Annotated in this window: 25 protein-coding genes and 2 pseudogenes; 24 read left to right on the top strand and 3 right to left on the bottom strand. The window is 38.1% G+C overall.

Translation table 11 applies throughout. The features are described from left to right. Positions 1 to 17: 17 nt before the first annotated feature. The 14 genes from MSBRW_RS17595 to MSBRW_RS17530 all read left to right on the top strand — a co-directional run bounded on the left by MSBRW_RS17595 (position 18) and on the right by MSBRW_RS17530 (position 12,636). Positions 18 to 2,021 (top strand): DUF3160 domain-containing protein, encoded by a 2,004-nt coding sequence (locus tag MSBRW_RS17595; protein WP_230670171.1) that lies wholly within the window; start codon positions 18 to 20, stop codon positions 2,019 to 2,021. 181 nt (positions 2,022 to 2,202) lie between these two features. After that, positions 2,203 to 2,739, top strand: coding sequence for a hypothetical protein (locus MSBRW_RS17590; protein WP_011306446.1), 537 nt, complete (start codon positions 2,203 to 2,205; stop codon positions 2,737 to 2,739). Positions 2,740 to 3,009: 270 nt separating this feature from the next. Then, positions 3,010 to 3,462: a hypothetical protein gene (locus MSBRW_RS17585; RefSeq protein WP_011306447.1), complete on the top strand. Its 453-nt coding sequence runs from the start codon at positions 3,010 to 3,012 to the stop codon at positions 3,460 to 3,462. A 74-nt stretch (positions 3,463 to 3,536) separates the two neighbouring features. Continuing rightward, entirely contained in the window at positions 3,537 to 3,950 is a 414-nt protein-coding gene (locus tag MSBRW_RS17580; protein ID WP_155398362.1) for a hypothetical protein, read from the top strand. A gap of 697 nt (positions 3,951 to 4,647) precedes the next feature. Continuing rightward, complete coding sequence (locus MSBRW_RS17575; RefSeq protein WP_011306449.1) at positions 4,648 to 5,154, top strand: hypothetical protein; 507 nt, start codon at positions 4,648 to 4,650, stop codon at positions 5,152 to 5,154. 61 nt (positions 5,155 to 5,215) lie between these two features. Beyond that, complete coding sequence (locus MSBRW_RS17570; protein ID WP_011306450.1) at positions 5,216 to 6,394, top strand: outer membrane lipoprotein-sorting protein; 1,179 nt, start codon at positions 5,216 to 5,218, stop codon at positions 6,392 to 6,394. A 978-nt stretch (positions 6,395 to 7,372) separates the two neighbouring features. Next, positions 7,373 to 7,909: a hypothetical protein gene (locus MSBRW_RS17565; RefSeq protein WP_011306451.1), complete on the top strand. Its 537-nt coding sequence runs from the start codon at positions 7,373 to 7,375 to the stop codon at positions 7,907 to 7,909. A gap of 231 nt (positions 7,910 to 8,140) precedes the next feature. Beyond that, positions 8,141 to 8,590, top strand: a complete 450-nt coding sequence (locus tag MSBRW_RS17560; protein ID WP_011306452.1) for a hypothetical protein — start codon at positions 8,141 to 8,143, stop codon at positions 8,588 to 8,590. Continuing rightward, on the top strand, positions 8,574 to 8,885 hold the full coding sequence (locus MSBRW_RS17555; protein ID WP_048102690.1) for a DUF3160 domain-containing protein: 312 nt from the start codon (positions 8,574 to 8,576) through the stop codon (positions 8,883 to 8,885). The genes MSBRW_RS17560 and MSBRW_RS17555 overlap by 17 nt, the downstream gene beginning before the upstream one ends. A 429-nt stretch (positions 8,886 to 9,314) precedes the next feature. Continuing rightward, positions 9,315 to 9,563, top strand: coding sequence for a FeoA family protein (locus tag MSBRW_RS17550; protein WP_011306453.1), 249 nt, complete (start codon positions 9,315 to 9,317; stop codon positions 9,561 to 9,563). Between the two features lies 1 nt (position 9,564). Next, positions 9,565 to 9,795 carry a FeoA family protein gene (locus MSBRW_RS17545; RefSeq protein ID WP_011306454.1) on the top strand — a complete coding sequence of 77 codons (231 nt, stop codon included), beginning with the start codon at positions 9,565 to 9,567 and terminating at the stop codon, positions 9,793 to 9,795. Between the two features lie 16 nt (positions 9,796 to 9,811). Then, complete coding sequence (feoB, locus tag MSBRW_RS17540; protein WP_011306455.1) at positions 9,812 to 11,809, top strand: ferrous iron transport protein B; 1,998 nt, start codon at positions 9,812 to 9,814, stop codon at positions 11,807 to 11,809. A gap of 12 nt (positions 11,810 to 11,821) precedes the next feature. Further along, positions 11,822 to 12,262 (top strand): hypothetical protein, encoded by a 441-nt coding sequence (locus MSBRW_RS17535; RefSeq protein ID WP_011306456.1) that lies wholly within the window; start codon positions 11,822 to 11,824, stop codon positions 12,260 to 12,262. Positions 12,263 to 12,321: 59 nt separating this feature from the next. Next, a complete protein-coding gene (locus tag MSBRW_RS17530) occupies positions 12,322 to 12,636 on the top strand; it encodes a FeoC-like transcriptional regulator (RefSeq protein WP_011306457.1) in 315 nt (104 codons plus the stop codon). A gap of 405 nt (positions 12,637 to 13,041) precedes the next feature. On the opposite strand, the pseudogene MSBRW_RS22725 reads toward MSBRW_RS17530, so the two are convergent. The 3 genes and pseudogenes from MSBRW_RS22725 to MSBRW_RS22720 all read right to left on the bottom strand — a co-directional run. After that, positions 13,042 to 13,140, bottom strand: a pseudogene (locus MSBRW_RS22725) (transposase); the annotation flags it as partial. A 266-nt stretch (positions 13,141 to 13,406) separates the two neighbouring features. Beyond that, positions 13,407 to 13,763, bottom strand: coding sequence for a hypothetical protein (locus MSBRW_RS17520; RefSeq protein ID WP_011306459.1), 357 nt, complete (start codon positions 13,761 to 13,763; stop codon positions 13,407 to 13,409). A gap of 276 nt (positions 13,764 to 14,039) precedes the next feature. Further along, positions 14,040 to 14,183: a hypothetical protein gene (locus MSBRW_RS22720; protein WP_155398360.1), complete on the bottom strand. Its 144-nt coding sequence runs from the start codon at positions 14,181 to 14,183 to the stop codon at positions 14,040 to 14,042. A gap of 106 nt (positions 14,184 to 14,289) precedes the next feature. On the opposite strand from MSBRW_RS22720, the pseudogene MSBRW_RS24395 reads away from it, so the two are divergent. The 10 genes and pseudogenes from MSBRW_RS24395 to hemC all read left to right on the top strand — a co-directional run. Continuing rightward, a pseudogene (locus MSBRW_RS24395) lies at positions 14,290 to 14,439 on the top strand (GLUG motif-containing protein); the annotation flags it as partial. Positions 14,440 to 17,144: 2,705 nt separating this feature from the next. Continuing rightward, positions 17,145 to 17,627: a metal-dependent transcriptional regulator gene (locus tag MSBRW_RS17510; protein ID WP_011306460.1), complete on the top strand. Its 483-nt coding sequence runs from the start codon at positions 17,145 to 17,147 to the stop codon at positions 17,625 to 17,627. A gap of 510 nt (positions 17,628 to 18,137) precedes the next feature. After that, entirely contained in the window at positions 18,138 to 19,187 is a 1,050-nt protein-coding gene (gene ahbD / locus MSBRW_RS17505; RefSeq protein WP_011306461.1) for a heme b synthase, read from the top strand. Positions 19,188 to 19,198: 11 nt separating this feature from the next. Next, positions 19,199 to 19,747, top strand: a complete 549-nt coding sequence (ahbA, locus tag MSBRW_RS17500) for a siroheme decarboxylase subunit alpha (RefSeq protein WP_011306462.1) — start codon at positions 19,199 to 19,201, stop codon at positions 19,745 to 19,747. A 5-nt stretch (positions 19,748 to 19,752) separates the two neighbouring features. Continuing rightward, complete coding sequence (ahbB, locus tag MSBRW_RS17495) at positions 19,753 to 20,211, top strand: siroheme decarboxylase subunit beta (protein ID WP_011306463.1); 459 nt, start codon at positions 19,753 to 19,755, stop codon at positions 20,209 to 20,211. A 75-nt stretch (positions 20,212 to 20,286) separates the two neighbouring features. Then, complete coding sequence (locus MSBRW_RS17490) at positions 20,287 to 20,961, top strand: precorrin-2 dehydrogenase/sirohydrochlorin ferrochelatase family protein (RefSeq protein WP_011306464.1); 675 nt, start codon at positions 20,287 to 20,289, stop codon at positions 20,959 to 20,961. 440 nt (positions 20,962 to 21,401) lie between these two features. Further along, positions 21,402 to 22,751, top strand: coding sequence for a glutamyl-tRNA reductase (gene hemA, locus MSBRW_RS17485; protein ID WP_011306465.1), 1,350 nt, complete (start codon positions 21,402 to 21,404; stop codon positions 22,749 to 22,751). Between the two features lie 254 nt (positions 22,752 to 23,005). After that, positions 23,006 to 23,980 (top strand): porphobilinogen synthase, encoded by a 975-nt coding sequence (gene hemB, locus MSBRW_RS17480; protein WP_011306466.1) that lies wholly within the window; start codon positions 23,006 to 23,008, stop codon positions 23,978 to 23,980. Positions 23,981 to 24,510: 530 nt separating this feature from the next. Beyond that, the gene (hemL, locus tag MSBRW_RS17475) at positions 24,511 to 25,785 is read left to right on the top strand and encodes a glutamate-1-semialdehyde 2,1-aminomutase (RefSeq protein ID WP_011306467.1); all 1,275 of its coding nucleotides are present in this window, start codon (positions 24,511 to 24,513) and stop codon (positions 25,783 to 25,785) included. Between the two features lie 48 nt (positions 25,786 to 25,833). Next, on the top strand, positions 25,834 to 26,784 hold the full coding sequence (gene hemC, locus MSBRW_RS17470; protein ID WP_011306468.1) for a hydroxymethylbilane synthase: 951 nt from the start codon (positions 25,834 to 25,836) through the stop codon (positions 26,782 to 26,784). Positions 26,785 to 26,856 lie beyond the last annotated feature (72 nt).

Below are 26,856 nucleotides of genomic sequence, written 5' to 3'. Positions count from 1 at the left end.
TCGAGGCTGTAGTTCCCATCTATTCTCTACCTCTACAGGCTTCCGAAATTACGAATTATAATAGTTTCATCCAAAAGATTCACCTAACAAACGAAAGCAGAAACTTACTGTACACAAATGGGTTTGTTGTAATTGAAAATGAAGTTACCAAAAATCAATTTAAAGTGGAGCAAGTAAATGCAACTTACAGAGACCTGAAAGTGGCTGACGTTCCTATATTCATAACGTCGGATTCTCTCCTCCACCTTTACCATGTCCAGTTTGATGAGACATTAAAAAGGGTCGAAGAAAATGAGTTTTACGACGAGCTCTGGAGACTTGACAAAATGCTCCTTGAATCTTCCATAGAAGATTATAACGAGATAAAAGAAAACAGTTCTTCATCTGATGAAGTAAAGGAAGCTGCAAGAAGAAATGTTGCATACTTTGCGGTTGCCCTTAGTTTGCTTGAAGAAAAACCAGATCCAAATCGGATACAGGTCAAGTCTACAGAGACTTCAAGTTCCGAAGAATATAGCTTTGAAGTCCCGAAATATGTGCAGGAAGATGTAGAGGCTGAACTCGCTTTGATAGAAGCTCAAAAAGAGGGAGTGTCTCCGATTTTCAAGTACAGTGAAGATTACTCTCAGTACACTCCACGGGGACACTATACATCCTCTGAAAAACTTCAGAAATACTTCAAGGCCATGATGTGGCATGGTAGAATGAGTATGCTACTTAAGCCGGACATGATTAATACAGAAGACCCGGAAAATGAAGCGAGAATCCAGACTATACAGGCTTTTTTGATTTCTGACCATTGTGATAAGGACAAAAACCTCCGAGAGAGATGGGACAGAATCTATAACGTAACTGCTTTTTATGTCGGTTTTTCTGATGACCTCGGGCCCTATGAATATACAAAAGCTCTGGATACTGTTTTTGGGAATGATAGAAACGGAGTAAGTTTCGACAACGAAAGTCTTACAGCACTGAAAACTGAACTTGAAAAATATGAAAGCCCAAAAATCTACAGCGGAACAGGGGAAATAATTCAGGCAGGCTCTGAAACCGAAAACAAAACTCTTGAGGCTACAAAAGGGTTCAGATTCATGGGTCAGCGATATACTCCAGACTCCTATATTCTCCAGAAGCTCCATCCTCCTGCCCTGAACATTATGGATCTCCTTGGTTCTGAAAGAGCCAGAGAACACCTGAAAAATCAGGGTATTTCTGAAAATGAAGAATACAAAAAAGCTCACACATCTCTGGAAAATGAATTTAGAGCTTTTGATGAAGAAGACTGGAATAAAAATCTATACTGGGCTCAACTGTACGCTTTAAAGCCTCTCCTAATAAGTTATCCAGAGGGTTATCCTACATTTATGCAGACTGAAGCCTGGGAAGATAAACAGCTTAATACAGCACTTGCTTCCTGGACCGAGCTCAGGCATGATACCATCCTCTATGCAAAACAGGCTCGTTACACAGGTGTACCCTATATTCCAGAAGAAAAGCCTGTTCAGGGATATGTGGAACCAGTTCCCGAATTCTATTCCAGGATGCTTGCCCTTACAAAAATGGCACACAATGGGCTGGCTGAAATGGAAGTACTTGACGAAAAATCAGATAAAGAGTTCACAACTCTTGAAAACACCCTTGAAAAGTTGCTGGAAATCTCGATAAAAGAGCTTGAAAACAAAGAGCTGACAGATGCAGAGTATGAGTTCATCAGGAATTTTGGCCAGAATATATCTCCAATGCTTGAGAACGTAGATGAGGATTCCCAGAGATCGGTCATGGTCGCGGATGTTTACACCTCTCCTGCTGGAGTTTTGGAAGAAGGAACCGGAAAACTGGACCTGATAATAGTAGCTTATAAACAGCCCGATGGTAGGATTGTTCTTGGAGCAGGCCCTGTAATGAGTTATTATGAGTTCTGGCAGCCATCAGGACAGAGGTTGACAGATGAAGAATGGAGAGATATGCTGAAAAATAACCCTCCTGAAAGGCCGGAATGGGGTGAGTCTTTTAAGGTGTAAAAGATACTGCGTGTAAAAGATGCTACGTGTAAAAGATGCCATTCTAGATAGCTTATCTTTTCCGTTTTTTGTTTTAAGGGCGCACCTGCGTAGTTCAGAAAAAATAGGTGATGTGCCAGATTTCTAAAACTTGAAAAGTAAGGTACAGAATGTTAAAAGCAAATGTCAAAGAGGAATAATCTTGGATGGAAGTAAATGGTTTTCGCTGATAATTATCGGTTTATTCTCGGCAATTTTTCTTTTATCCCTCTATGAATCCGGCGATTTGTCCCTGGGTATGAATGACTCTGATGACTTTGGAGGAATTGACAGATTAGACCCCGCAGTAACAATGCAGAGAATATATGAAAATGATAGCGATTTTCAAAACTTAACAAAAGGGAACTATTCAGGCCCAGGTGGAATTTTCAATGAAACAGGGGAATCTGTAGCATATATCCAGATTAACGGCTGGTATATTCACGAAGTAACTGTTGAGCTGCAAAACGGTACATTAAAAAACCTTGGACCGGATGTTTCCGAGGAAAAGCTCTGTAGAGAAGCTGATTCCCTGAATGGGTCCGTAATATCCATTCATTCGCAAATGACAGGTGGAGAATTCTACATGATAACTATTGACACGCCAAATGAGACCGTGAAATCGATTGAAAAGGTGGATGAATTGCCTGAATGGACTACAGAAACTACAATTACAGAAGTTTCGGAAGAGGAACCTTAAAGTGTATTCTGAATCGTGGTTTTCAGGAAAAAACCATTATAAAGTCTCAAGGTGCTTTATTCTCCTCGAAAATACTGACAGCAATTAAACATAAATTGTTAATGATCTAGTTAAAAACTCTAGTTAAAAACTCTAGTTAAAAACTCCAGTTAAAAACTCTAGTTAAAAACTCTAGTTAAAAACTTTACAATTTATATAACATATCTTTGGAAACATTTAATGTAATTTAATTATATAGACTCAAATTGAATTATTGAGAGGTTTTATTGTATGAAAGATACGACCTCGATTTCAAATAAAACTCAGGAAGTAGCCGGAGTTTTATTTGGAGTTGTATTATTTTATTCTTGGCTCATATTTATATATAATATAAAACTGTCATTTTTTTCAGAAATGACAGTTGTAAATGGCAACGAAATAACCAAGGCTCAATATTGGGGTCAAGTAGACCAATGGCTTGGGATAGGTCTTATTTTATTTTTTTTGATTTTTGGACACTATTTATTTTATAGTAAGAATATGAACAGAATTGAAAAAAATAGTGACATCGTCGGTATGAAAAGCTCATTAATAGGCTATATTCTGTGGCTCTTTATAACAATAATTACTTTCTTATCTAAAATTACTATCCCTTATTCTCTCAATATAGCCGGTGGATACATTATAATAATTTCCATTTATATTTTAATGAGAAAGAATCTATATTCCTCACTTAACCAATAACTAATGTGAAAAAATCATCTTTCCTATTTTTAGGGGGCTTAAACATTAATTTCCAAAAGAAATTATTTCATCCTTTGATAATCTCTTTTGCAGTTGTTTGCATCGTAGCTGGTCTTGAAACTATAGATCTTTACAGGATATTTGGAACTTATGGTGAGAGATTTGAGACAGTTATTAATCTGCTTATCTTCCCTGTAACTCCGATTATTTATGGGTGGATTGTAAAAGATAAGGTAGGGGCAATTATAGTTGGAACAGTTCCTATTTTCATTCTTTTGTTTTTTGGAAATTTATTTTTTGGAAATCTTATCTATAAGGACGGTCTCAATATCAGCCGGTTTTTGACTGTTCTTGTCTATGCTGTGAGTTTGGCGACTCTTGGTGGTTTAGCCGGGTATTTTTCATCAAAGAGAGAATTTAAGTACCTTATTATTTCCATTTTTTTTGGAATTCTATGGATTCCAGTTTTCTTAAGTGGAATCAATTGATTTTTAAAGTATAACTATAGATAGAGATGAAGAGAATGATTCTAACTCTCAAATCTGCATAACAGAAAAACCGTATAAGCTTTTGAACCCGCGGTCATAGAGGGATTTCAAATGCAACATATTTCTTTTTTGTCTGTCAAGCCTTGTCGTGTTATCCATAGGGCTTTTTTTCAGGAATCAGGTATTTTCAAAAAAAGTCGACCCAAAAAATATGGTTAATTGCATATATTTTATTATATCCTACATTCCGCAGTATTTTTTTGAAAATCAATATTTTTCTTGATAGCGTTTTTGGAACAGAGTAAATAATTTGAATTTTTAATGGTATTTGGTGAAAATTGAATGATATCATTTTTGGTCTCTAAATACACCACATCGTTGCTTTTACCTACTGCATAAAAGTCCAATAAATCTACATTTGATTGAAAATCGATAGCAGTAAAAATATGAATTTACGTAAATTTACTGCGGAAAGTGGGTTAGATGTATTACTTCGACATTTCAATAGATGAATGTAAGTTACCCACTCGAAACAGCGAAGAGCCTTTTTCTTTCATGGATGTGCTTGCGTAGCCCGGAAAAAAGCAGTAACATCAAGAGCTCTATAACTCTAAAATTCTAAATAAGATACAGAATATTTATAGATACTGATGGTCAGGGAGGAATAATTCTGGAAGAAGGTAAATGGTTTCTGCTGGTGATTTTTGGTTTTCTTTCGGCAATTATTCTTTTATCTCTCTACGGATCCGGAAATTTGCCCCTGGGTATGAATGACGTTGATAATTATGGAGGGATTAACAGAGAACCCGGATCGGAAATATTAAGAAAAATATACGTGAGTGATAGTGATTTTCAAAACCTGACAAAAGGAAACTATACATATGAAGTTGGAATTTTCAATGAAACAGGGGAATCTGTAGCATATATCCGGATTAACGGCTGGTATATTCACGAAGTAACTGTTGAGCTGCAAAACGGTACATTAAAAAACCTTGGACCGGATGTTTCCGAGGAAAAGCTCTGTAAAGAAGCTGATTACCTGAACGGGACCGTAATATCCACTTATTCACAAATGACCGGTGGAGAATTTTATATGATAACTATTGACACGCCAAATGAGACCGTGAAATCGATTGAAAAGGTGGATGAATTGCCTGAATGGACTGCAGAAGCCGAAGTAGTGGGATCTGAGCTTATTCCCTGACATGACTTGACATGATCATGCAAATTCGTTTAATAATAAAATGATCGGGGGAGAACCCTATATGAAGAATAAATCCAAAAGACATTTACTGCTCATTCTGTTCCTGGCATCCCTATCCATTTTTATTTCAGGTTGCGGGGAGAAATCCGATGTTGAAGGGGTTACATCTGACATACGGCCCGACGGTGAAGAAATCGTATCCAACATGCAGATGAAAATGGATAGTCTTGAAGATTATTCTTTTACAATGTATGTAAATTCAAGTTCAAGAGAGCAGAATCCGGAAATATATGAAGTTGTCTGGAAAAAGCCTGATTTAATGAAAATGATTCTTTTAGGTCCGGATAATGATACGAAAATAATTATGGTCTCTGACGGAGATTTCCAATGGATTTACAGTTCCGAATCCGAGATTGTTTTCAAAGCGGAAACTTCAGATGATTTTGACGGTTTGAAACTTTTTGAGCCTGATGTTTATGCTGGTTTTTTGAACGGTTTCGTCCTTAGTGGGGGGTCACCTTTCCTCCTTGGAACCGAAAAAATAGATGGAGAAAGCGTATATTTGCTTGAGCTCACACCTTCTGAGAATAATGAATCACTTCAATGGAAACCAAAAATATGGGTCGACAGCGAAAACTGGATGCTTCTCGGGTATGAACTATATGACAGCAAAGGAAATGTTTATCTTGAAATGGAAATTCGGGACCTGAGATTGAATACGGGAATTCCATATTCTGATTTTGAGTTTAAAATTCCGGATGGGGCGCAGGTAAAGGTATTGGAGCTGGAAGACTTAAAAAATGAGCCTGAAAAAATAACGCTTGAAGAAGCAAAACAACTTACTGATTTTGAAATACTTATCCCTGAATATCTCCCGGAAGGATATGAATTTAATTATTCAACGGTATCTTCCGGTGTCGATACGCCTTATTCCACTTTTCTCCATAACAGCTTCGGTATTTTTGCAGGATACCCTCAAGAAAAGATCACTATGGTATATACAAAAGGGGACGACGAAATACGTATTGTAGAAAGCATTTCTGAAAAGAGTTTGCCTGCAACTCAGGATCTTGAAAGTGAAGGAGAGCCTGTTCTGGTCAATAACAAGTCCGGTACGATTTCTTCGGTATTTGGAGGAAATATGAAAGCTCTGACCTGGCAAGATGGGGAATTCGAAATTACTATTATTTCTTCTCTTGATAAGGGGGAGCTGCTTAATATTTCCGAATCCTTCTCCTGATATCCGAGAAATTTCAGAACGAATAAAATAAAAGGTGAAGTTACAGACTTCACATTCTTTTTTGTTGTAAAAAAAAGTACTGGCGACATTTGGGAGTTACAATCAGCCTGTCAAAATCATCATGTAATTTCTCACATAAAGTGTTACAATTGATAAAAGTAATCGTAAATGCAGCGTTTATTGTTTAATGATTTGGTTAAAAACTTTACACTTTATATAGCATGTTTTTGAATATATTTAATGAAGTTCAAAAGAACCTTCCAGAGTAGATTTGAACTCCATTGTGCCCGGAGGCATGGCTAGTGTTAGTTTTGCGGTTATTTAAGGCTTGCCTGATTCTGCCTCTCGGGATGACTAAACAAAGAGGTGTGCTATATAATGTTACGAAATAGAAAAGTTGTCGTTATTTTTCTTTTATAAAGTAATAATCGCTCTAATGATCTTTCTGCTAATAATTGTGGGGTCAAAAGAGAACCCGGATCGAAATACTAAGAAATATATGTGAATAATATCAATTTTCAAAGTCCTGTAGTAAGGACTACACCTATGCAGGTGGAATCTTCAATGAGACTGGAGAATCGATAGCACGTATAGTGACTGATCGAAAAGAAGTGTACATAATGACGCTTGAAACCGATTTTCATGTGACAAGTTGTAAAGTTTTACAGGCACCTTTTTCATTTCGCTTCAAAAGCTACTGATAATAGTTATAGTCACAAAATAGTGTTGAAATTTAAATAAATTGAGTCTGTTTTTAACACTATTGTATCAAAGGTATGGCTGTGCTAACTTTGAAAATTCTTAAGGCTTACTTGGTCTTGTCTCCCTTGAAATATATACTCGAACAAACTTCTCCAAAAAGTACATTTTTGGATCCTATTCATTGTACGAATTAGAAAAAGCAATAATATGTCAGGTGTACAGAACTTGAAAAGTAAGGTACAGAATGTTAAAAGCAAATGTCAAAGAGGAATAATCTTGGATGGAAGTAAATGGTTTTCGCTGATAATTATCGGTTTATTCTCGGCAATTTTTCTTTTATCCCTCTATGAATCCGGCGATTTGCCCCTGGGTATGAATGACTCTGATGACTTTGGAGGAATTGACAGGAAACCTGCTTCACAAGTATTACATGAAATCTATGAGAATGATAGCGATTTCCAAAACCTGACAAAAGGAAACTATTCAGGCACAGGTGCCATCTTCAATGAAACAGGGAAATCTATAGTATATATCCGGATTAACGGCTGGTATATTCACGAAGTAACTGTTGAGCTGCAAAACGGTACATTAAAAAACCTTGGACCGGATGTTTCCGAGGAAAAGCTCTGTAGAGAAGCTGATTACCTGAACGGGACCGTAATATCCACTTATTCGCAAATGACCGGTGGAGAATTTTATATGATAACTATTGACACGCCAAATGAGACCGTGAAATCGATTGAAAAGGTGGATGAATTGCCTGAATGGACTACAGAACCTACAATTACAGAAGTTTCGGAAGAGGAACCTTAAAGTGTATTCTGAATCGTGGTTTTCAGGAAAAAACCATTCTAAAGTCTCAAGGTGCTTTATTCTCCTCGAAAATACTGACAGCAATTAAACATAAATTGTTAATGATCTAGTTAAAAACTCTAGTTATAAACTCTAGTTAAAAACTTTACAATTTATATAACATATCTTTGGAAACATTTAATGTAATTTAATTATATAGACTCAAATTGAATTATTGAGAGGTTTTATTGTATGAAAGATACGACCTCGATTTCAAATAAAACTCAGGAAGTAGCCGGAGTTTTATTTGGAGTTGTATTATTTTATTCTTGGCTCATATTTATATATAATATAAAACTGTCATTTTTTTCAGAAATGACAGTTGTAAATGGCAACGAAATAACCAAGGCTCAATATTGGGGTCAAGTAGACCAATGGCTTGGGATAGGTCTTATTTTATTTTTTTTGATTTTTGGACACTATTTATTTTATAGTAAGAATATGAACAGAATTGAAAAAAATAGTGACATCGTCGGTATGAAAAGCTCATTAATAGGCTTTATTCTGTGGCTCTTAATAGCAATAATTACTTTCTTATCTAAAATTACTATCCCTTATTCTCTCAATATAGCCGGTGGATACATTATAATAATTTTCATTTATGTTATAATGAAAAAGAATCTATATGCAACTGCAGACTGAAGTCTGGGAAGATAAGCAGCTTGGCACAGTCTTTGTCCCCTTGACTGAACTCAAGCATGACAACTATTTTTATGCAAAAAAAGCTTATTTTACAGGTGTTCCCTCCAAGTCCCCAGAAGAAAAACCTGTTCAAATATATAGGGAGCTAGTACCTGAATTCAATTTCATAATGCTTGCCCTTACAAAAATGGCATATAGCGGGCTTGCTACAATGGAAGTGCTTGGCGAACAATCAAGCAAAGATTCCACACCTCTTGAAATGCGAATTTTATACTTAAATCATATAACTGGATAATAAACCGGCAAAATTATAAATAAATCAATATTAATACGTATTTTTATCGAAAAATCGCTAGTACCTAATTAACCAGAGAAATAAGGTTTAAAACCGAGGTTTAAAACCCATAGAAAAGGAATCTTTTTTAGAGAAACCTAAATATCATTAAACATTTAAGATTTAACTGTTTAAGATATGAGTTAAACTCATCGTTTTTACTGTGATTGATTTTGAACTCTATGCGCGTAATTTCTATTCAATTGGATAGGAAAGTTTCGCCGGTTAAGCAAAGGCTATCAGATTTTCTCAAAAAATATTTCTTTCAAAAATAGTATTTTTCAGATATGCACAATATTTTCGGATATACGAAAACTATAAATAATTACTATTACATTTCAAAGTTAAGCAAAAAATTAGTATATCCCAAAATATTATGGTGGTACAAAAGTGGCAGAAATAATCGATAAAACCCTCAACATGCTGGTAACAGGTCAGAGAGCTCGCGTTATCCAGATAAAAGGTAAGGGAAATTCTCGCAAGCGACTTCTTGAGATGGGCATGGTTCCCGGGACAGTACTGAGCGTAACCAAAAAAGCTCCATTGGGAGACCCTGTCGATTTTAAGTTGAAAGGATACAACCTCTCTCTTAGGAAGCAGGAAGCTGAAATGATAGTTGTTGAACCACTGGAGGGTTAATTTGATCCCACAAATACCTCTTCCAATGCTTTCTGAAGGAAAAGACTGTAAAATTCGAGAAGTGCTAGCAGGCAAGGCTCTCAAAAGAAGACTGACAGAAATGGGTTTTACACCTTCGTCTTCTATTCGTCTTATAGGATGCGAGAGAGGAAACCTGCTTGTTAACGTGAACGGAGCACGTTATGCCCTGGGAAAGGGTATGGCGATGAAGATTATGGTAGAGCCGGATTAATCTAAGGGTGTAGAACTTGATTGAAAAAAAGATAAGGGTTGCACTTACCGGAAACCCCAATGTTGGTAAGACAACAGTTTTCAATGCTATCACCGGAGCCAGACAAAAGGTTGGAAACTGGCCAGGGGTAACAGTTGAGAAAAAAATAGGTATAAAGGAATACGGAGATTGTGTTCTTGAAATAGTAGATCTTCCGGGGACTTACAGTCTCACAGCCTATTCTGCAGATGAAGTTGTTGCCAGGAATTACATACTTGAAGAAAAACCTGATATTGTAGTACAGATCCTTGACTCTACAAATCTTGAGCGTAACCTCTATCTGAGCACTCAATTGCTGGAAATGGATAAGAACATTATCCTTGCCCTTAATATGACTGATCTTGCAGAAAATAGAGGAGACAAGATAGATATCTCAAAATTTGAAAAATTGCTAGGTGTTCCTGTAGTCAGGACAACTGCAAACCATGATTTAGGCATTAACTCTCTTCTTGATGCAGTCATTTCAAAATCCAGTTCTGAAACCCCTCACCCTCATGCGATAGATTATGGGAAAAAAATTGAAGAGAAGATTCACAAAATTGAAAAAATTTTGAATAAAGATAATGACTTGACGAGTAAGTATCCTTCCAGATGGTTAAGTATAAAACTTCTTGAAGGAGATGAAAATGTCCGCTCAAAGCTATCCTCGTCAAGTATACATCTTGAAGTTGAAAAGTTTCTTTCCGAACTTGATACTGAAGAATATGAAGCCGAAATGGCCGATAAGCGTTATGAATTCATAAGTAAACTGATATCTCAGGTATCCAGTTCCCATGTAGATGAGATATCCCCTTCGGATATGGTTGACAGAGTACTTACCAACAAATATCTTGGGATTCCTATATTTCTCTCTCTGATGTGGGGAATGTTCGAATTAACCTTTAATTTTGCCACTCCTTTCATGGAACTCATTGACAAGTTTTTCGGCATACTTGCCGAAGTAGTTTCAGAAAGCATTGGCTCCCCCTGGCTCTCATCACTCCTTGGAAATGGAATAATATCAGGGGTCGGAGCAGTTCTGCTTTTTGTACCCAATATTTTCATTCTGTTTTTCCTCTTATCCCTTCTGGAAGACAGCGGATATCTTGCAAGAGCTGCTTTCATTATGGACAGATTGATGTATTCGATGGGAATCCAGGGAAAATCCTTTATCCCGATGCTTATGGCATTTGGGTGTTCTGTTCCAGCCGTGATGGCAACCCGCACTCTCGAGGATGAGAAAGATCGTCTTATTACTATGCTGGTTACACCTTTCATATCCTGTGGAGCCAGAATGCCTGTGTATGTGTTATTGGCAGGGACATTTTTTGGAAGGCAGGCCGGATCAGTTATCTTTGGAATATATGTGCTTGGTATCATTATAGCAATAGTATCTGCCAAGCTTTTTAGAACTGTGATTTTCAAGGGAAAGCCGTCTCCATTTATTATGGAACTTCCTCCCTATCACAAACCTTCTATTGGCAACTCCTTCAAGTATATGTGGAACCAGGGTTCCCTATATCTCAAAAGAGTAGGTACTGTAATCGTTGGGGGAGTAGTGATTATCTGGTTATTTGCATATTTCCCTCAGGGAGTTGAGTATGGAAGTGCAGAAAGTTATGTTGGAAGTCTTGGTAGACTCCTTGAACCTCTAGTATCTCCACTCGGCTTTGACTGGAAAATAGCAGTTTCACTTATATTCGGATTTCTTGCTAAAGAAGTCGTCCTTGGGTCTCTTGGAACACTTTATGGAACAGGAGCAGATGACGGGATGTTATCTTCTGCTCTGATAGCAGATCCGATATTTACACCTGCTGTTGCACTGGGGCTTATGGTGTTTACCTTACTTTACGTACCCTGCATAGGAACAGTTGCAGTAATAAAAAAAGAATCAGGTTCCTGGAAGTGGATGCTTTTTTCAGTGGCTTATTCTACAACTGTAGCGTGGATTATGGCTTTTGTAACAGTAAACATAGGGACTATTGTGCTTGCATAACGAGGGAATTGAATGGAAAACAAAAACAAAAATCTTACCTATTTTACCCTTCTTTGGGGGGTAATGTACATGATATTGGGACTCTTACAGGCCCTGAAGGGAGCTAAACTTTTGCCTGATGATTTTTTATCTGTAAATTTGCTCCCTCCTGAGCTTGCAGGCGGGCTTGTACTTGCACTAGTGGGTGCAGTTTACTTATACGGAACTCTTGAGTTTTCAAAAGGTTCCTTTGAAGGAAGAGCCTATGCATATGTAGGAATCGTACTTTCCATACTCTTTGGAATTATATATTTCCTGACCTTTGCTGCCGACCTTAGTAATGCCTGGGTACTGTTTGCAGAAGGATTTGAGCAGTGGACGCCTCTTGTCGATTTCAAGCCTGCCCTGTACCTTGGCCTGCTTTCTGTTGTAGTATACGCAGGCTGGAAAAAAGAGTTCAGATTGCAGGATTAAGAGAAAATTACAGGATAAGAAGATAAGACGAAATTACAAAATACGGAGGATAATACTCTATGGTACTCGGATACATGTATGTGTTAAAACAGATCGCAGAAGTAGAAAAGAAAGGCAATACGTTGTCTTTCAATGAAATATCAAGACATTTGAAAATAAGTATGCAGCAGCTTAAAGGCTTACTCGAAATAATGGAAAAAATGGGGCATGTTGAAAAAGTCATGGACAACAGTTCCGTCCTATCCTCGTCCTGTTCCGGTTCCTGTAAAAACTGTGGATATTGTGGGTTTTTAGAAAACTCTACTGTTTCAACGGGTACGATTTACAGGCTGACCGAAAAAGGAAAAAGGGTATGTAACAAACAGACAGGATAACTCTGGAAAAAAATTGATGGTAAAAAACCGGAGATTCAAGGCCTGGATGCACTCTTTCTATCCTTAAAGTTGCGCACAAGCAGACCAGAAAAAGAACAGGAGTAAAAAGCGAATAGAATCAAAAAGTAAGTAAAATCAAAACCGGAAATAAAAAACGGGGTAACTATTCAGGCACCATAAATTGACATTAAAAGCTGTAATTTAGAGTGTTTGGCATTTACAATATATTTCAGTGGGTTTTGTAAACTGAGACCAACTGATGCTATTTTTAATTTTGCTATGAATTCCTTATTAAACAAATCCCTATGACCAAAATCGATGTTATTTGACTTATTTTACGTACCTGAATAATTACAAAACAATAACTGAAGATATACTTTAAAACTTTGAGCCAACAGGTTGTAAATAATTCAGTATTCCGCCCCAATGTTTTTTTACTGTATTTGCAGCTTCAGTTATTGGAGTTAACCTACTATGAGTTGCCCAGAAGTACCATTTTTTAGGCAATTCATCAATTTCTATACCCTCTAATTCTCGGATATCAATTGGGATTACGATTCGAAACTGCTTATCCGTGATTTTGGTCACAAAACTGTTTGCCATAATACCACCTATCCCCATTAATCACCATTAAGTGATGAATGAACGTTAAAAAAAGTAGTAAGATTTAAGAGCTCCACAGCAGGGGTTTCTGAGGAACCCCTGATAATATGAAAATGAATTGCCTAAAAAGGAAAGGCAATCGATACAGTTTCGAAAAATAGATTTCATTAAATCTCGTATTCAAAAGGATCCAAGTCTTTTAATTCGACGGGGGAATCTATAGAATTCATTTTTTCTATCAATTCATAGTACCTAGAATCGAGCTTCAGGTACGTAAAAATCTTAATAGCCTTCTCTCTGTCAATTCCATATTCCTCAAGTTTTCTTTCTATCGTATAATACCCTTTAAACGAATTGAGATTTTCACCCTTGTATTCATCGAGGACATCATATACAAATTTCAGCTCATCTTTAGTAATTATTCTTTGAGTTTCAGAAAAAGGACTTGTGAATACTTCCTCATTAATCGCTTCTTCAATACCATTAATAAGCCCATAAATTCTAGAATCAGAACATCGGCACATTTTTGGATCGATTCTTTTTTGAATTCTATATAATTCACCTAGGATTTTAGCAAATTGATACTTATTTAAGTCTACAATTTCAGTAATAGAAACGACCTCCTATTTTGATAAAGCTTTCTAAAATATAATTAACAGCTAACGATATAAAAATTTGCTTAACATGAAGCAAAAAGTGTATTTTTAATTATCTTCCATAATTTTTTAAATTCCTTCGTTTCCACAAAAAACGAAGTAGAAATTCCTTCGTATCCACAAAAAGGAAGTTAAAAAGAAAAATCATTGTTTCGTCTTCAAGTTCTTCATAATTTCCATAGCTTCCGGACTACGCATGAGAACCTGAACCAATTCCGGAATATTTTGTTCTAATTTTTTCAGTTCATCGAGCTCTTCCTGTATCCGGATGAACTCAGACCGCTCCACGGCTGCTGTAGCTGCGGCCCTGGCGTAAGTTTCAGATTCCTGTCTAAGCCTTATGAAATCTGATGCTGTTCAGGATCAAGTGCTTTTTCAATAGGGTGGAAACGAAGTCGGAAGTATCGCTGGTTATGCTTACAATTCTACCGTGAAAAACTGTACCAGCACTATGACCATCAACTGTGTATCAGATCACGTACCTCAGGTAGGACTGTATGAAAGTGCATTTGCTGATGGCAATGAAACAGAGTCTGACTCTTAAAATCCTATGGCGGTGGAGAAGCTTAAACAAATGGGATATTTATTGATACTGCAGCAGGATTTTTTGTTACATCTGAAGATTTGCGTTTGGGAAAAAGCTTCCCAAACTATTTTTTGGAGAAAGATTGTTAGCACAACAGACTTTCGAATTTATTGGTCAGTAAATGTAAAGGGGGGATACAGTGTTGTAAAATTACTGACATCATTTTCTCCATTGATCATGAGTTTAGTTAGGTATTAAAAGAAAAAAGATAGAATTTAATACATTAAAAAAAAGTTACTTTTGATTTTGTAGTAATTTTGCCATCTGTGTCTCAAAGGTACGGGAAATGCGTCTATAGGTTTTTTATTTTTACTTCTAACGTTGCCTAAACTTATAGTCAACAGTATAAAGTTACACTCTTTTTAAGAAATTTTACATATAAACTTGGTTTATATTGTCTTCTCTGTCCAGAAGATTTCCCTAAAAAATAAATTATGTAGTCCATTAAACAAATGTAAATCATTAAGTTAGTTGTCCAAGAATTTATGAACGTCTTTTTCCTTTCCAAGAAGTCCTATAAATCCTTCACTGAGATTCATTGTTATAGTTTAAGGCTTACGCGGTTGAACTAAGAAATCAATGGCATTAAACCATTAACTGTATGAAAAAACTAACTAAATTGCAACGTTTAAACTTGATTTTGTACTTCAAGCGCGTAAGTCCGTCCTATAGTTAATAGAATATATTGAAGTTCTGGTAGAATGTTTAAAGTTATTTCGTTAATACAAATAAAGTTGATTTTAACAATAATAATTTATAGTTAAGTATAATTTTCGTATATCCGAAAATTATATATATTATCCAGTTAATTTCACATATGTAGCAAAAATTAGTAAGACAAAATATATTATTGTAATGTGAAAAACCAAAAATAGATATAGAATTCAACACGCTGGGAAACGGGCCAAAAATCCATATTGCTAATATAAAATTCTCATAGATGGCTTCTTTGTATGGATATTTTTTGGAAACTGTATTGATCGTAACCAAAAAACATCATTACAGAGGTATTGAAGAACCTGGCAAGTTCAAGCTGAACGATATATCTATCTATTGGTGAAATGGAGGTGAAAATGAAAATTATTGAAACACAGAGAAATTAACTCAACTTCTTGTATGCTTCTTAAAAAAAGTTATCTGTCAAATATTGCCTAAATATTAAGTTAGTAAAATGTAACTTAGAAAGCGGTTAAAAGATAAGCTGTGAAATAAATACCCCGAGCAGTGTGCCAATTTTTCTGTAAAATCAAAAAAATCTAAACAGACTCCATATATGAAGAACAGACCACAACCCTTACTCAAAAATTTAATTTTGATTTACAGTAAATTTGTGTCACTGAAACATTAGAAAATTTCTAAACGGTACCTATGAAGCCCGAAATCTCGGAATAGAGTATTCAACAGCTTAAATAAACGCTGGAAGGTTTACTAAATAGTGAAAAAATTGGGCACGTTGAAATGCTTAAGGCAACGATTTCGTTCCATTCTTTCCGTACCGAGTCTTGCAAAATGCAGATATAAGGATATTTCAAAAAAGCTCTATTTCAACGTGCAGCTTATATATTAACTCAAAAAAGGAGAGTGGGTAAACAGAGAAAAAAGAGAAAACGATAAATGAAAACTGTAGAGTTCAATAGCTAAAGTTCCTCCTGAACAAATGCTGGCAAATAGACCAATAAGTGAATCACCATATAGGATCAAAAACTAAAAAATTTACTCCGCAGTTTAGAATTTTAGGGCAACAGGTTTCAAACATAAGCTTTTGAACTCTTCAGAATCAATGGAAAGGAAGAACAGGACAGTGATGCCTCCTACACTTGAACACTCCCGGAAGAAATCCACCCTGTATCTTCCTCCATTAGAACTTCTACACTGCTGTATCTCCTAAATTGTCTCTTCAGGAATAAACGTCTCTAAATTTGTGTTTAAGGACAGTGATATAATATGGAATATGAACTGGAAGAAGTCGAGAGAGATTACATCGAATTCAGAAAAGAAATAGGAGAAGAGTAACACAGAATAAGCAGTCATATCTGAAGATAAAAACGTGTTTACAAAAGTATTGCTGAAAAACAGGATTTACTCCTTTTAAAAGCACTTATCTGGCTATTGCCGGAGAATACTTTAGAAATATTTCAGATGTAAGGTCATGTACAGGAAAAATTTCAATAGAACATTCTTTTTTATTCAAGTTTCAATTCCCTGTTCAACTAGTTCCCCTTTGTTTAACTAATTTCTCTTCGTTTAACTAATTCTCCTTTTGTTCAACTAATTTCCCTTTGTTTAACTAACTTCGTTTAACTAATTCTCCTTTTGTTCAACTAATTTCCCTTTGTTTAACTTTTAATTTTTAATAACATTAAAAATGTATCCCCTTCAAATTGCATGAGTAAAACGTAAATTCCATATATTCACTGAAAACATAAGAATTTAACTAAGTCTAAAAAACATACTCAAAAGACATATTCAACATCATAACTGTATGATAAAATTGTTTCATATTTTTCTGGTTAGAAAATTTTCCCTTGAATTTGAGGAAGGTACTTAAAACTATTGTTTATATAGATATCATCCATTCCATACAGTATCCTTATATGCCTTTTCTGCATAATTAAATATAAAAATCGAATAATATTCGGTACGCAAAAAAAGGTTTGAGTTTTATGACAACGGAAAGAGATGAAGATTACCTGAAGATTATCGCTTCAATTGTTGAAGAGAAAGGATATGCCAAAGTTAAAGATGTAGCTAAAGAGCTGGAACTCGGCCCATCGACTGTAACAGGCATGTTCAAAAAACTCGATAAGGAAGGTTACATAAATTATGAGAAATACGGAGGGGTAACCCTTACAGAAAAAGGAACAGAAATCGCGCATAAGACTAAAGAGACATATGGCATGCTCAAAGAATTTCTCATGCATCTTGGAGTTGATAAAACAATAGCAGAAGAAGATGCCTGTAAGATTGAGCATATCCTTAATCCAAAAACGGCACAAATATTTAAAAAATTCGTGGAATTTACAGATCAAAAAGAAGAGCCAAAGATCTGTATAGAACATTTCAGGTATTTCGTCCAAACCGGAGAATATGTGTTCTGCTCCCCAGAGACCAGGGATAAATGTCCAGTTCACGGGAAAAAAAAGTAAGAGATTTTAGTCCATTTTTTTGGAACTTAAACTGATTGCTTTTTTCATTAATTGATAAACTTGCAAGCTATTAAGTATACGTTTTCCAGTAATTGTATTTGTGTTCATTATTTCGTTCAACAGGATTAGACTTGGAAACGAATTGTCAATGGGTCTGAATGGAGTAAATACTCTAAACATTAGATATTGTTCTTTTTGCAATTTTTCTTTTGAAATGGCAGAATATTAATATTACTTTATTAATATGACTTTTCAAGTTTTAAATCCAATATTTCAAATCTTAATCTGAGAAAATCCAGGTAATCTGAGAAAATCCAGGTAATCTGAGAAAATCCAGGTAATCTGAGAAAATCCAGGTAATCTGAGAAAATCCAGGTAATCTGAGAATTTTCCGGTAAAATAATCTGGACTACTATATTCGGTCTTCAAGCTAGAAGTTTAACATTCTAATTATCGTTAACTTATAAATCTCATTAAACTTTGAATGCTATTAATAAAAACAGCTAATTTATGATCGCCATGACAAATGCACCAAGGCTTATCGCATGGGAACTGACTGCAGGATGCAACCTGAACTGCGTACACTGTAGGGGAGCTTCCACTTCATCGGTTCCGGCAGGTGAACTTACAACTGATGAGGCTAAACACTTCATTGACGAAGTTGCAAGTATTGGAAAACCCATTCTTATACTGAGCGGAGGCGAGCCTCTGACCAGGCCTGACGTTTTTGAAATCGCACGTTACGGTACTGATGCTGGGCTTCGAGTCGTACTTGCAACAAACGGGACTCTTCTTACGCCTGAAATTGTTGAGAAATTAAGAGCTGCTGGAGTGCAAAGGCTCAGCGTTAGTATTGATGGAGCAAACGCAGAGACACACGACAATTTCAGAGGCATGCCCGGGGCTTTTGAAAGAACACTTGCAGGCATTGAAGTCCTCAGGAAAGCCGATTTTCCTTTTCAGATCAATACCACGGTCTCAAAACGCAACCTTGAGGAAATCACTAAGACTTTTGAGCTTGCAAAAGAGCTTGGTGCAGTTGCATATCATGTCTTTTTCCTTGTGCCCACAGGCAGGGGAGACGAATCCGATGAGGTTTCCCCTGCAGACTACGAGCGCATTCTACACTGGTTTTATGAAATGCAAAAAGAATCAAAAATCCAGTTGAAAGCAACCTGTGCTCCCCACTATTTCAGGATAATGCGCCAGCAAGCAAAAAAAGAAGGAATTGAGATATCGGTTAAAACCCACGGCTATGAAGCAATGACAAAAGGCTGCCTCGGAGGTACAGGCTTCTGTTTTGTATCAAGTGTGGGTAAAGTCTTCCCTTGCGGCTACCTTCCAGTTCTTGCCGGAAACATAAGGGAACAGCCTTTCAGGGAGATCTGGGAAAACGCCGAGGTCTTCAGGAAACTGAGAGACCCCGAAGAGCTTAAAGGAAAGTGCGGGATATGTGAATACAAAAAAGTCTGTGCAGGCTGCAGGGCAAGAGCCTATGCTGCTACAGGCGACTATCTCGAAGAAGAGCCTTACTGCATATACAGGCCCGGAAAAAAGTGATCGTGATCGGGATGATTGACATTGATAATTTAAAAGATCAGCTCAAGAAAGAGGCTGCCGATTTTTCCTGTGATATGGATACTAATGACAGGGAAGTTCCGGTAATAGAACTAGATGAGACCGACAAGAAAATCCTCAACCTTATCCAGCAGGAAGTCCCCCTCGAAGTTGAACCTTTTGCAAAGTTAGGTGAGATTCTAGGGCTTTCCGAAACCGAAGTAATTGAAAGGCTGCGAGAACTTAACAGGAAAGGGGCGGTAAGAAGGGTAGGTCCTGTCCTCAGCATGAGAAATATGGGGGGCGTAAGTACTCTTGTAGCTCTGAAAGTGCCTGAGTCCCGCATAGAAGAAGTTGCTATTTTTATTAACGAGTATCCCGAGGTTTCCCATAATTATCTCAGAAGTGCTTCACAATATAATCTCTGGTTTACACTTTCTGCCCCAAATAAAAATAGGCTTGAGAGGATTCTCAGCGAAATCCGAGAGAAAACAGGCTGTCCTCTTCTTGATCTTCCTACAAAGCACCTGTTTAAGATTCAGGTAAAATTTGATATCAGGTGAAATAAATGGATAAAACGGATGTAAAACTGCTAAAACTCGTGCAGGACGGAATTCCAATCACACATTCTCCTTTTAAAGGATTTGCTTCTGAACTTGGAATCAGTGAACAGGAGGTTGTTGACAGGCTTAAAAACCTCCAGAAAGCCGGGAAAATCCGTCGCTTTGCGGCTTCAATCGGGCACAGAGCCATAGGCATAACAGCCAATGCAATGTGTGTCTGGAATGTTCCTGATGAGCAGATCGAAACGGTAGGGAATATCATGGCTGAATTTCCCGAAGTAACACACTGCTATGAACGCCCTCGCTATCCTGACTGGCCGTATAATCTGTTCACTATGGTTCACTCTTACACTCCAGAGGACTGTGAAAAAGTAGCTGTCAGGATCTCGGAAGCTACTGGAATTAGGGATTATACCCTCTTTTTCAGTGAAAGAGAATTCAAAAAAACTGGGGTCAGACTGTAAAGTTCCGATATTAAGATAAGTTCCGATATCAAGATAAATATCGATATTAAGATTTTTATTGCGAGGTTCCTGGCTATGACTAAAACAAACAATTTTCTTCCGCTTATGCTAGATCTGTCTGGCAGGAAAATCGTTATCTTTGGGGGAGGCTCAGTTGGAGAACGCAAAGCTAAACTCTTTTCCGGCTGTGCAGATACCCTCGTTGCCAGCCTTGAATTCTCCCAGGCCCTGCAGGAGCTCGGAACTTCAGGTCAGGTGCGGCTTGTTCAGCTCGACTTACTTACAGCTTCGGATTCTGAGCTCAGGGGACTAATTTCAGGAGCTTTTCTTGTCATCCCCGCAACAAGCAATTTTGAACTTAACCAGAAAATCACTGCTATCGCACGGGAGAACGATATTTTGATTAATCAGGTAGACACTTTAGGTAGTGTTGTAATCCCATCAGTAATAAAAAGAGGAGACCTCGTAATCGGGATTTCCACTCTTGGGCACAGTCCTGCAGTCTCAAAATATACCCGCAAGCAGATCGAAGGCCTGGTTACTCCCGAATATTCCGATATGATCCGGCTTCAGGATGAGCTCAGGAGTTACCTCAAGCAGCATGTAGCAGAACAAAGAGAAAGAAAAGAAATCCTGTGGAAAGTCCTGGAAAGCGAGACTGTTTGGAACGGTTTTTCCGAGTCTTATGAAAAAGCAGCTGAAAGGGCGTACGCGATAATTTCAAGTTACCTGGTAAATTCCAACAGATAAAAGTGAAAGGAATCAAAGAGGCTGGACGGAAACTATAAACGTTAAGAACCTTCAAAGTACACCTTAATTAAGTAATCTCAAAATCTCAGTAATCTCAAAATCTCAGTAATCTCAAAATCTCAGTAATCTCAAAATCTCAGTAATCTCAAAATCTCAGTAATCTCAAAATCTCAGTAATCTCAAAATCTCAGTAATCTCAAAATCTCAGTAATCTTAAAGTCTCAGTATCTTCAAAATCTCAGTACTCTCAAAATTTCAATGCTATATGAATCTCAAGACGACCTGAATCAAAATATTCTGCAAATGGAAGCTTTAAATAAAAATAATCTGTAAATAAAATTCGTTTGTGAAAAAAGGCTTAGGAGTTGCGGACAAAGTTTAATTTACAGCTCCTTATATTATTACTCTATTCCTGTATTCATTCTATCCGGAGGCTCTCTGTGACAGAAATCTCAAGTATGGTTATATCCCATAAGAAAGCAAAAATTGAGGAAATGGAGTCCGCCTGGCACGGAGATCTGGACGGTCTGCTCCATAACTTGTATAATCATGAATATATTCATGAATGCGTTGTCTTAAAAACCTGCAACCGTGTCGAAATTTATGTTGTTTCCCCCAGTAGCAGTATACTTTTCTCTTTTGCAAAGGAAATGGGAGCTTCCACCCATATTATTGACTTCTATGGGCATGATGAATCTCTTGAACACCTGCTCAGGCTTGCCGGCGGGCTTGAATCTATGATTGTTGGGGAAGACCAGATTTTAGGGCAGATAAAAGAACTCTACGCTTATTCTAAAAAAGCAGGAACGACCGGAAAAATCCTTGACACTGCCTTTGATAAAGCTATTCAGGTAGGAAAACGTATCCGCAACGAAACCCGGATCAATAAAGGTTCGGTGTCCATAGGTTCTGCAGCTGTGGATCTTGCAGAGGAAATTCTGGATGGACTCGCAGGAAAATCCGTGCTCGTGATAGGAGCAGGGGAGATAGGAGTCCTTGTAGCAAAGGCCCTAGCTGCAAAGGATATCGAGGCAATCTACATTGCTAATCGTACCTTCAAAAAAGCCGAAGAACTTGCCTATGAACTTGGAGGGTACGCAGTCAAGCTTAATGATGTCCAGACTCAACTTAAAAACGCTGATGTTGTAATTAGTGGTACAGGTGCTCCTCATTACATTTTAACCCGGGAAATAGTTGAAAAAGCCATAGAAGAACGAGATAAAACCCGTAAACTCCTCTTAATTGATATAGCAAATCCCAGGGATATCGAGGAATCAGTTGCTGAACTCGATAATGTGAAACTGTGCAATATTGACAATCTCAGAGTGATCAGTGAGAAAACGCTTAAAATGAGGAAAGAAGAAGCTAAAAAAGCCGAAGCTATAATTCAGGAAGAGATCAAGCTTTTAAACCTCCAGTACAAACGCCAGAGAGCCGATAAAATTATTTCCGATCTTTACAAGCAAATATACGATGTGAGAATAAGGGAGAGGGAAAAAGCCGTTAACAGGCTCTGTGCTTACCATACTATAGGGAAAATCGAAACCGATGTGCTTGATGACCTTACTCATTCTATCGCAAACAAAATTCTTGCCGAGCCTACCAAAGTTCTCCGCCAGGCCGCAGAGCTCGGAAACGACGAGTTCCTTGATGTAGCTGCAAGGATCTTCTGCCTCGAAAAAGACAAGGTAAAGGCAGAAAAAATAAAATCCGACTGCGGAATAAAAGTGGAAAAAATGAAACCCGATTGCGAGAGTGCGACAGATAGGGTTTCTGAAAAAGGTAACTAATAAAAAAGAATCAGAAGCTACAAAAATTCGCAGATAATTCACAGATAATTCACAGATAATTCGCAGATAATTCACAGATAATTTACAGATAATTCACAGATAATTCACAGATAATTTACAGATAATTCACAGATAATTCGCAGATAATTCACAGATAATTTACAGATAATTCACAGATAATTTACAGATAATTTACAGATAATTTACAGATAATTTACAGATAATTTACAGATAATTCGCAGAGAAGTGATCAAATGTTTCCAGATGTCAGGTTAAGACGATTGAGAAAAGGAAAGATCAGGAACCTTGTGCGTGAAACTACCTTATCCGTAGACGACCTGGTCCAGCCCATTTTTGTGAATGAGACTATTGATTCTGCTGTTGAAATTCCTTCCATGCCCGGAATATACAATATTCCTCTCTCTGAGGTTGTAAATGAGGCAAAAGAGATTGCAGAACTCGGGATTCCGGCAGTGATCATTTTCGGAGTGCCTGCATTCAAAGACGCAGAAGGCAGTTCTGCATATGGGGAAACCGATGTTGTCCAGGAGGCTGTCAGGAGAATTAAGGCCGAGCTTGGAGACGAACTTGTGGTGATCACGGACGTCTGCATGTGTGAATACACAAGCCATGGACACTGCGGAATTGTTGATTTCGAAACGAAAGAAATCCTGAATGACCCCACCATTGAGGTCATCGGAAAGATTGCAGTGAGCCATGCAAAGGCAGGAGCTGATATGGTAGCTCCGTCGTGTATGATGGATGGAATGGTAGAAGCCATCAGACAAGCGCTTGATATGAACGGATTTGAGAATATTCCGATCATGTCCTATGCCGCAAAATATCATTCGTGTTTCTATGGGCCTTTCAGAGAAGCCGCTGAGTCAGGATATTCCTTCGGAGACCGTTCTACCTATCAAATGGATCCCGCAAACAGCGACGAGGCTATCAGGGAAGTAACTCTTGATGTGGCTGAAGGCGCAGATATAATTATTGTAAAGCCAGCTCTTCCTTACCTTGATATTATCTACAGGGTCAAGACGGATTATGGGATGCCAACTGCTGCATACAACGTAAGCGGAGAATATTCCATGATCAAAGCCGCCGCAGCTAACGGCTGGCTTGACGAAAAGAAAGCAATTTACGAATCCCTCATCTCTATCAAAAGGGCAGGAGCCGATATTATCATTACTTACTTTGCAAAAGATGCTGCCCGCATGTTGAAGTAAGCACCTCTTTTTCAGGTGCTCCTTCTTTTCAGATTTGTTCCGTTTTTCCCTCTTTCCACCTTTCCTGTCTTCAAAACTATTGCTGATCACGTTTACACACCTATCAAGTTTATCAATAACTGATTAATAGAGGGAGTCTCTGTTATAAGATAGAAAAGTAATACAGTAAGGTGTAAAACACTTTAACTTTAAAGTGCAGATTAATATATAAAATCCATATAATATTAATTTAGTTCAACATAATTCAGTTCAGTATAAAACAGAATTCGGTTCAGTATGAAACAGAATTCGGTTCAGTATAAATTCAGTTCTATGTGCAATTTAAGTTCAATCCAGATCTTAACTTAGAATCCAGAACTTAACTTAGAATCCAGAACTTAACTTAGAATCCAGAACTTAACTTAGAATCCAGAACTTAACTTAGAATCCAGAACTTAACTTAGAATCCAGAACTTAACTTAGAATCCAGAACTTAACTTCAATTTAGGAATAACTGTTACAGATTTTCAGTCCAATCCGGTGAGATTTCCATGACATCTGAGGCAACACTTGAGAAATCCAGACAAATGTATGAGAAAGCAAAGACCCTTATTCCAGGTGGGGTAAGCAGCCCTGTACGCGCAATAAAACCCTATCCGTTCTATACGGCATCAGCTAATGGTTCAAAAATAAAGGATCTTGACGGGAACGAATACATCGATTACTGCCTGGCTTATGGCCCTGCTCTCCTCGGGCACAATCACCCTGTGATAAAAGAAGCTATTAAAGCCCAGCTCGACAAAGGCTGGCTCTACGGGACCCCTACCGAGCTTGAAGTAAACCTTGCCGAGAAAATTGCAGGGTATTATCCCAGTATCGATATGCTCCGCTTCGTGTCTACGGGAACTGAATCCACGATGAGTGCCCTTCGACTTGCCCGCGGCTTTACGGGCAGAAACAAATTCATTAAAATTGAAGGCGGATTTCATGGAGCTCATGATGCGGTGCTGGTAAAAGCAGGTTCAGGAGCTACAACTCTCGGAGAACCCGATTCTCTGGGAATACCTGCAGATTTCACAAAATACACTTTGCAAGCTCCGTATAACGATATCGAAGCAATGACAGGGCTTGTGGAGAAAAACAGAGATGAGCTGGCTGCAGTTATCATAGAGCCAGTGCTTGGAAACATAGGTCCGATAACTCCCCTGCCCGGATACTTGGAAGAACTCAGAAAGCTTACCCTGGAAAACGACGTGCTTCTTATATTCGATGAGGTTATCACCGGATTCAGGCTCGCAATGGGAGGAGCACAGGAATACTTCGGGATCGTGCCTGATATGACCACCCTTGGAAAGATCGTGGGTGGGGGACTGCCTATAGGAGTTTTTGGAGGAAAGCGTGAAATCATGGAAATGATCTCACCATCCGGCCCGGTTTACCAGGCAGGAACTTTCAGCGGAAGCCCGTGTTCCATAGCGGCGGGAATTGCAGTGCTTGACTATCTGGAACAGGAAAAGATCCACGAAAAAGTTAATTCGAAAGGCGATTACATACGGGCTGTACTTACAGAAATTGTTGAGGACGAAGGGATTGATTACAGTGTATGCGGAATTGCTTCAATGTTCAAGATTTTCTTTGGAGCCGAACCTCACAACTATCAGGAAGCCCTGAAGTGCGATAAGGAGGGTTACCTTGCTTTCTTCCACAGGATGCTTGCAAGCGGAATTTTCCTCCCTCCCTCGCAGTTTGAAACCAACTTTGTCTCCGCAGCCCATAGTGAAGAGGACATCGAAAAAACCCTTAAAGCATACACCGAAAATCTTTAAGCGGATTTATTTTAAACGGATTTACATCTTTGAAAACGAGGATTCTATATGATTATAGGTACGCGGGGCAGCCAGCTTGCACTTGCCCAGGCCGAGACTGTTGCACGCCTTTTGAAAGCAAAGGGCGTTGAAACCAGCTTGAAAATTATAAAAACCAGCGGAGACCGGTTTACTGACCGGCCTTTACACGCAGTATCAAGCGGAGTTGGGGCTTTTGTCAGGGAACTGGACGAAGTTATGCTTGAAGGAAAAATAGATATCGCTGTCCATTCCATGAAGGATATGCCAACGATTCGCCCACCAACACTTCCAACCGTAGCCGTTCTGAAGCGGGACACCCCATTTGATCTACTGTTGACTTATGACGGGACCCCCCTGGACGAGCTGTCCGAACAATCCATTATAGGCACCAGTTCACTTCGGAGAGCTGCCCAGATCAAACGCTACAGGCCTGACCTTGTTACACAGGATTTAAGGGGCAATATTGATACAAGGCTGAGGAAGCTGAAGGAAGGAAAATATGACGGGATCCTGCTCGCTAAAGCGGGGCTTGAACGCATGGGCTGGGAACTTGAAGGAGAAATTCTTTCTCCTGATTTCTTCTGTCCCTCTCCCAATCAGGGTACGATTGCAGTTGTCACAAGAGCAGAAACTGAGGCTGAAGCTGCGGTTTCCAGACTCGACCATACTGACAGCAGGATTGCAACCGAAATTGAGCGAATCCTGATTTCCGAACTTGGAGGAGGCTGCACCACGCCTATAGGTTCTTATGCCGAAATTATGCCTGACCGGAAAAAACTCCATGTGCGGGCTGAGGTCCTTTCCCTTGACGGTGAGGAAACTGTTGGTATAAATGAATTTATCCCTATGGCAGGAGGTATTGAAAAAGCCAGGGAACTAGGGAGCAGTCTTGTACATATGGGCGGAAAGAAACTTGCTGATGAGGCGCTCATGCAGCTTTCGAGAGATTCGTGCGACTCAAATGATTTACACGAATAATCACTAAATGATAACACAAATAATAATGCAAATGATAACACGAATGACAATGCAAATGATATTCTAATGGGG

The sequence above is a fragment of the Methanosarcina barkeri str. Wiesmoor genome (assembly GCF_000969985.1).
Classification (GTDB): domain Archaea; phylum Halobacteriota; class Methanosarcinia; order Methanosarcinales; family Methanosarcinaceae; genus Methanosarcina; species Methanosarcina barkeri_B.
This window is presented reverse-complemented; position numbering and strand designations above follow the sequence as displayed.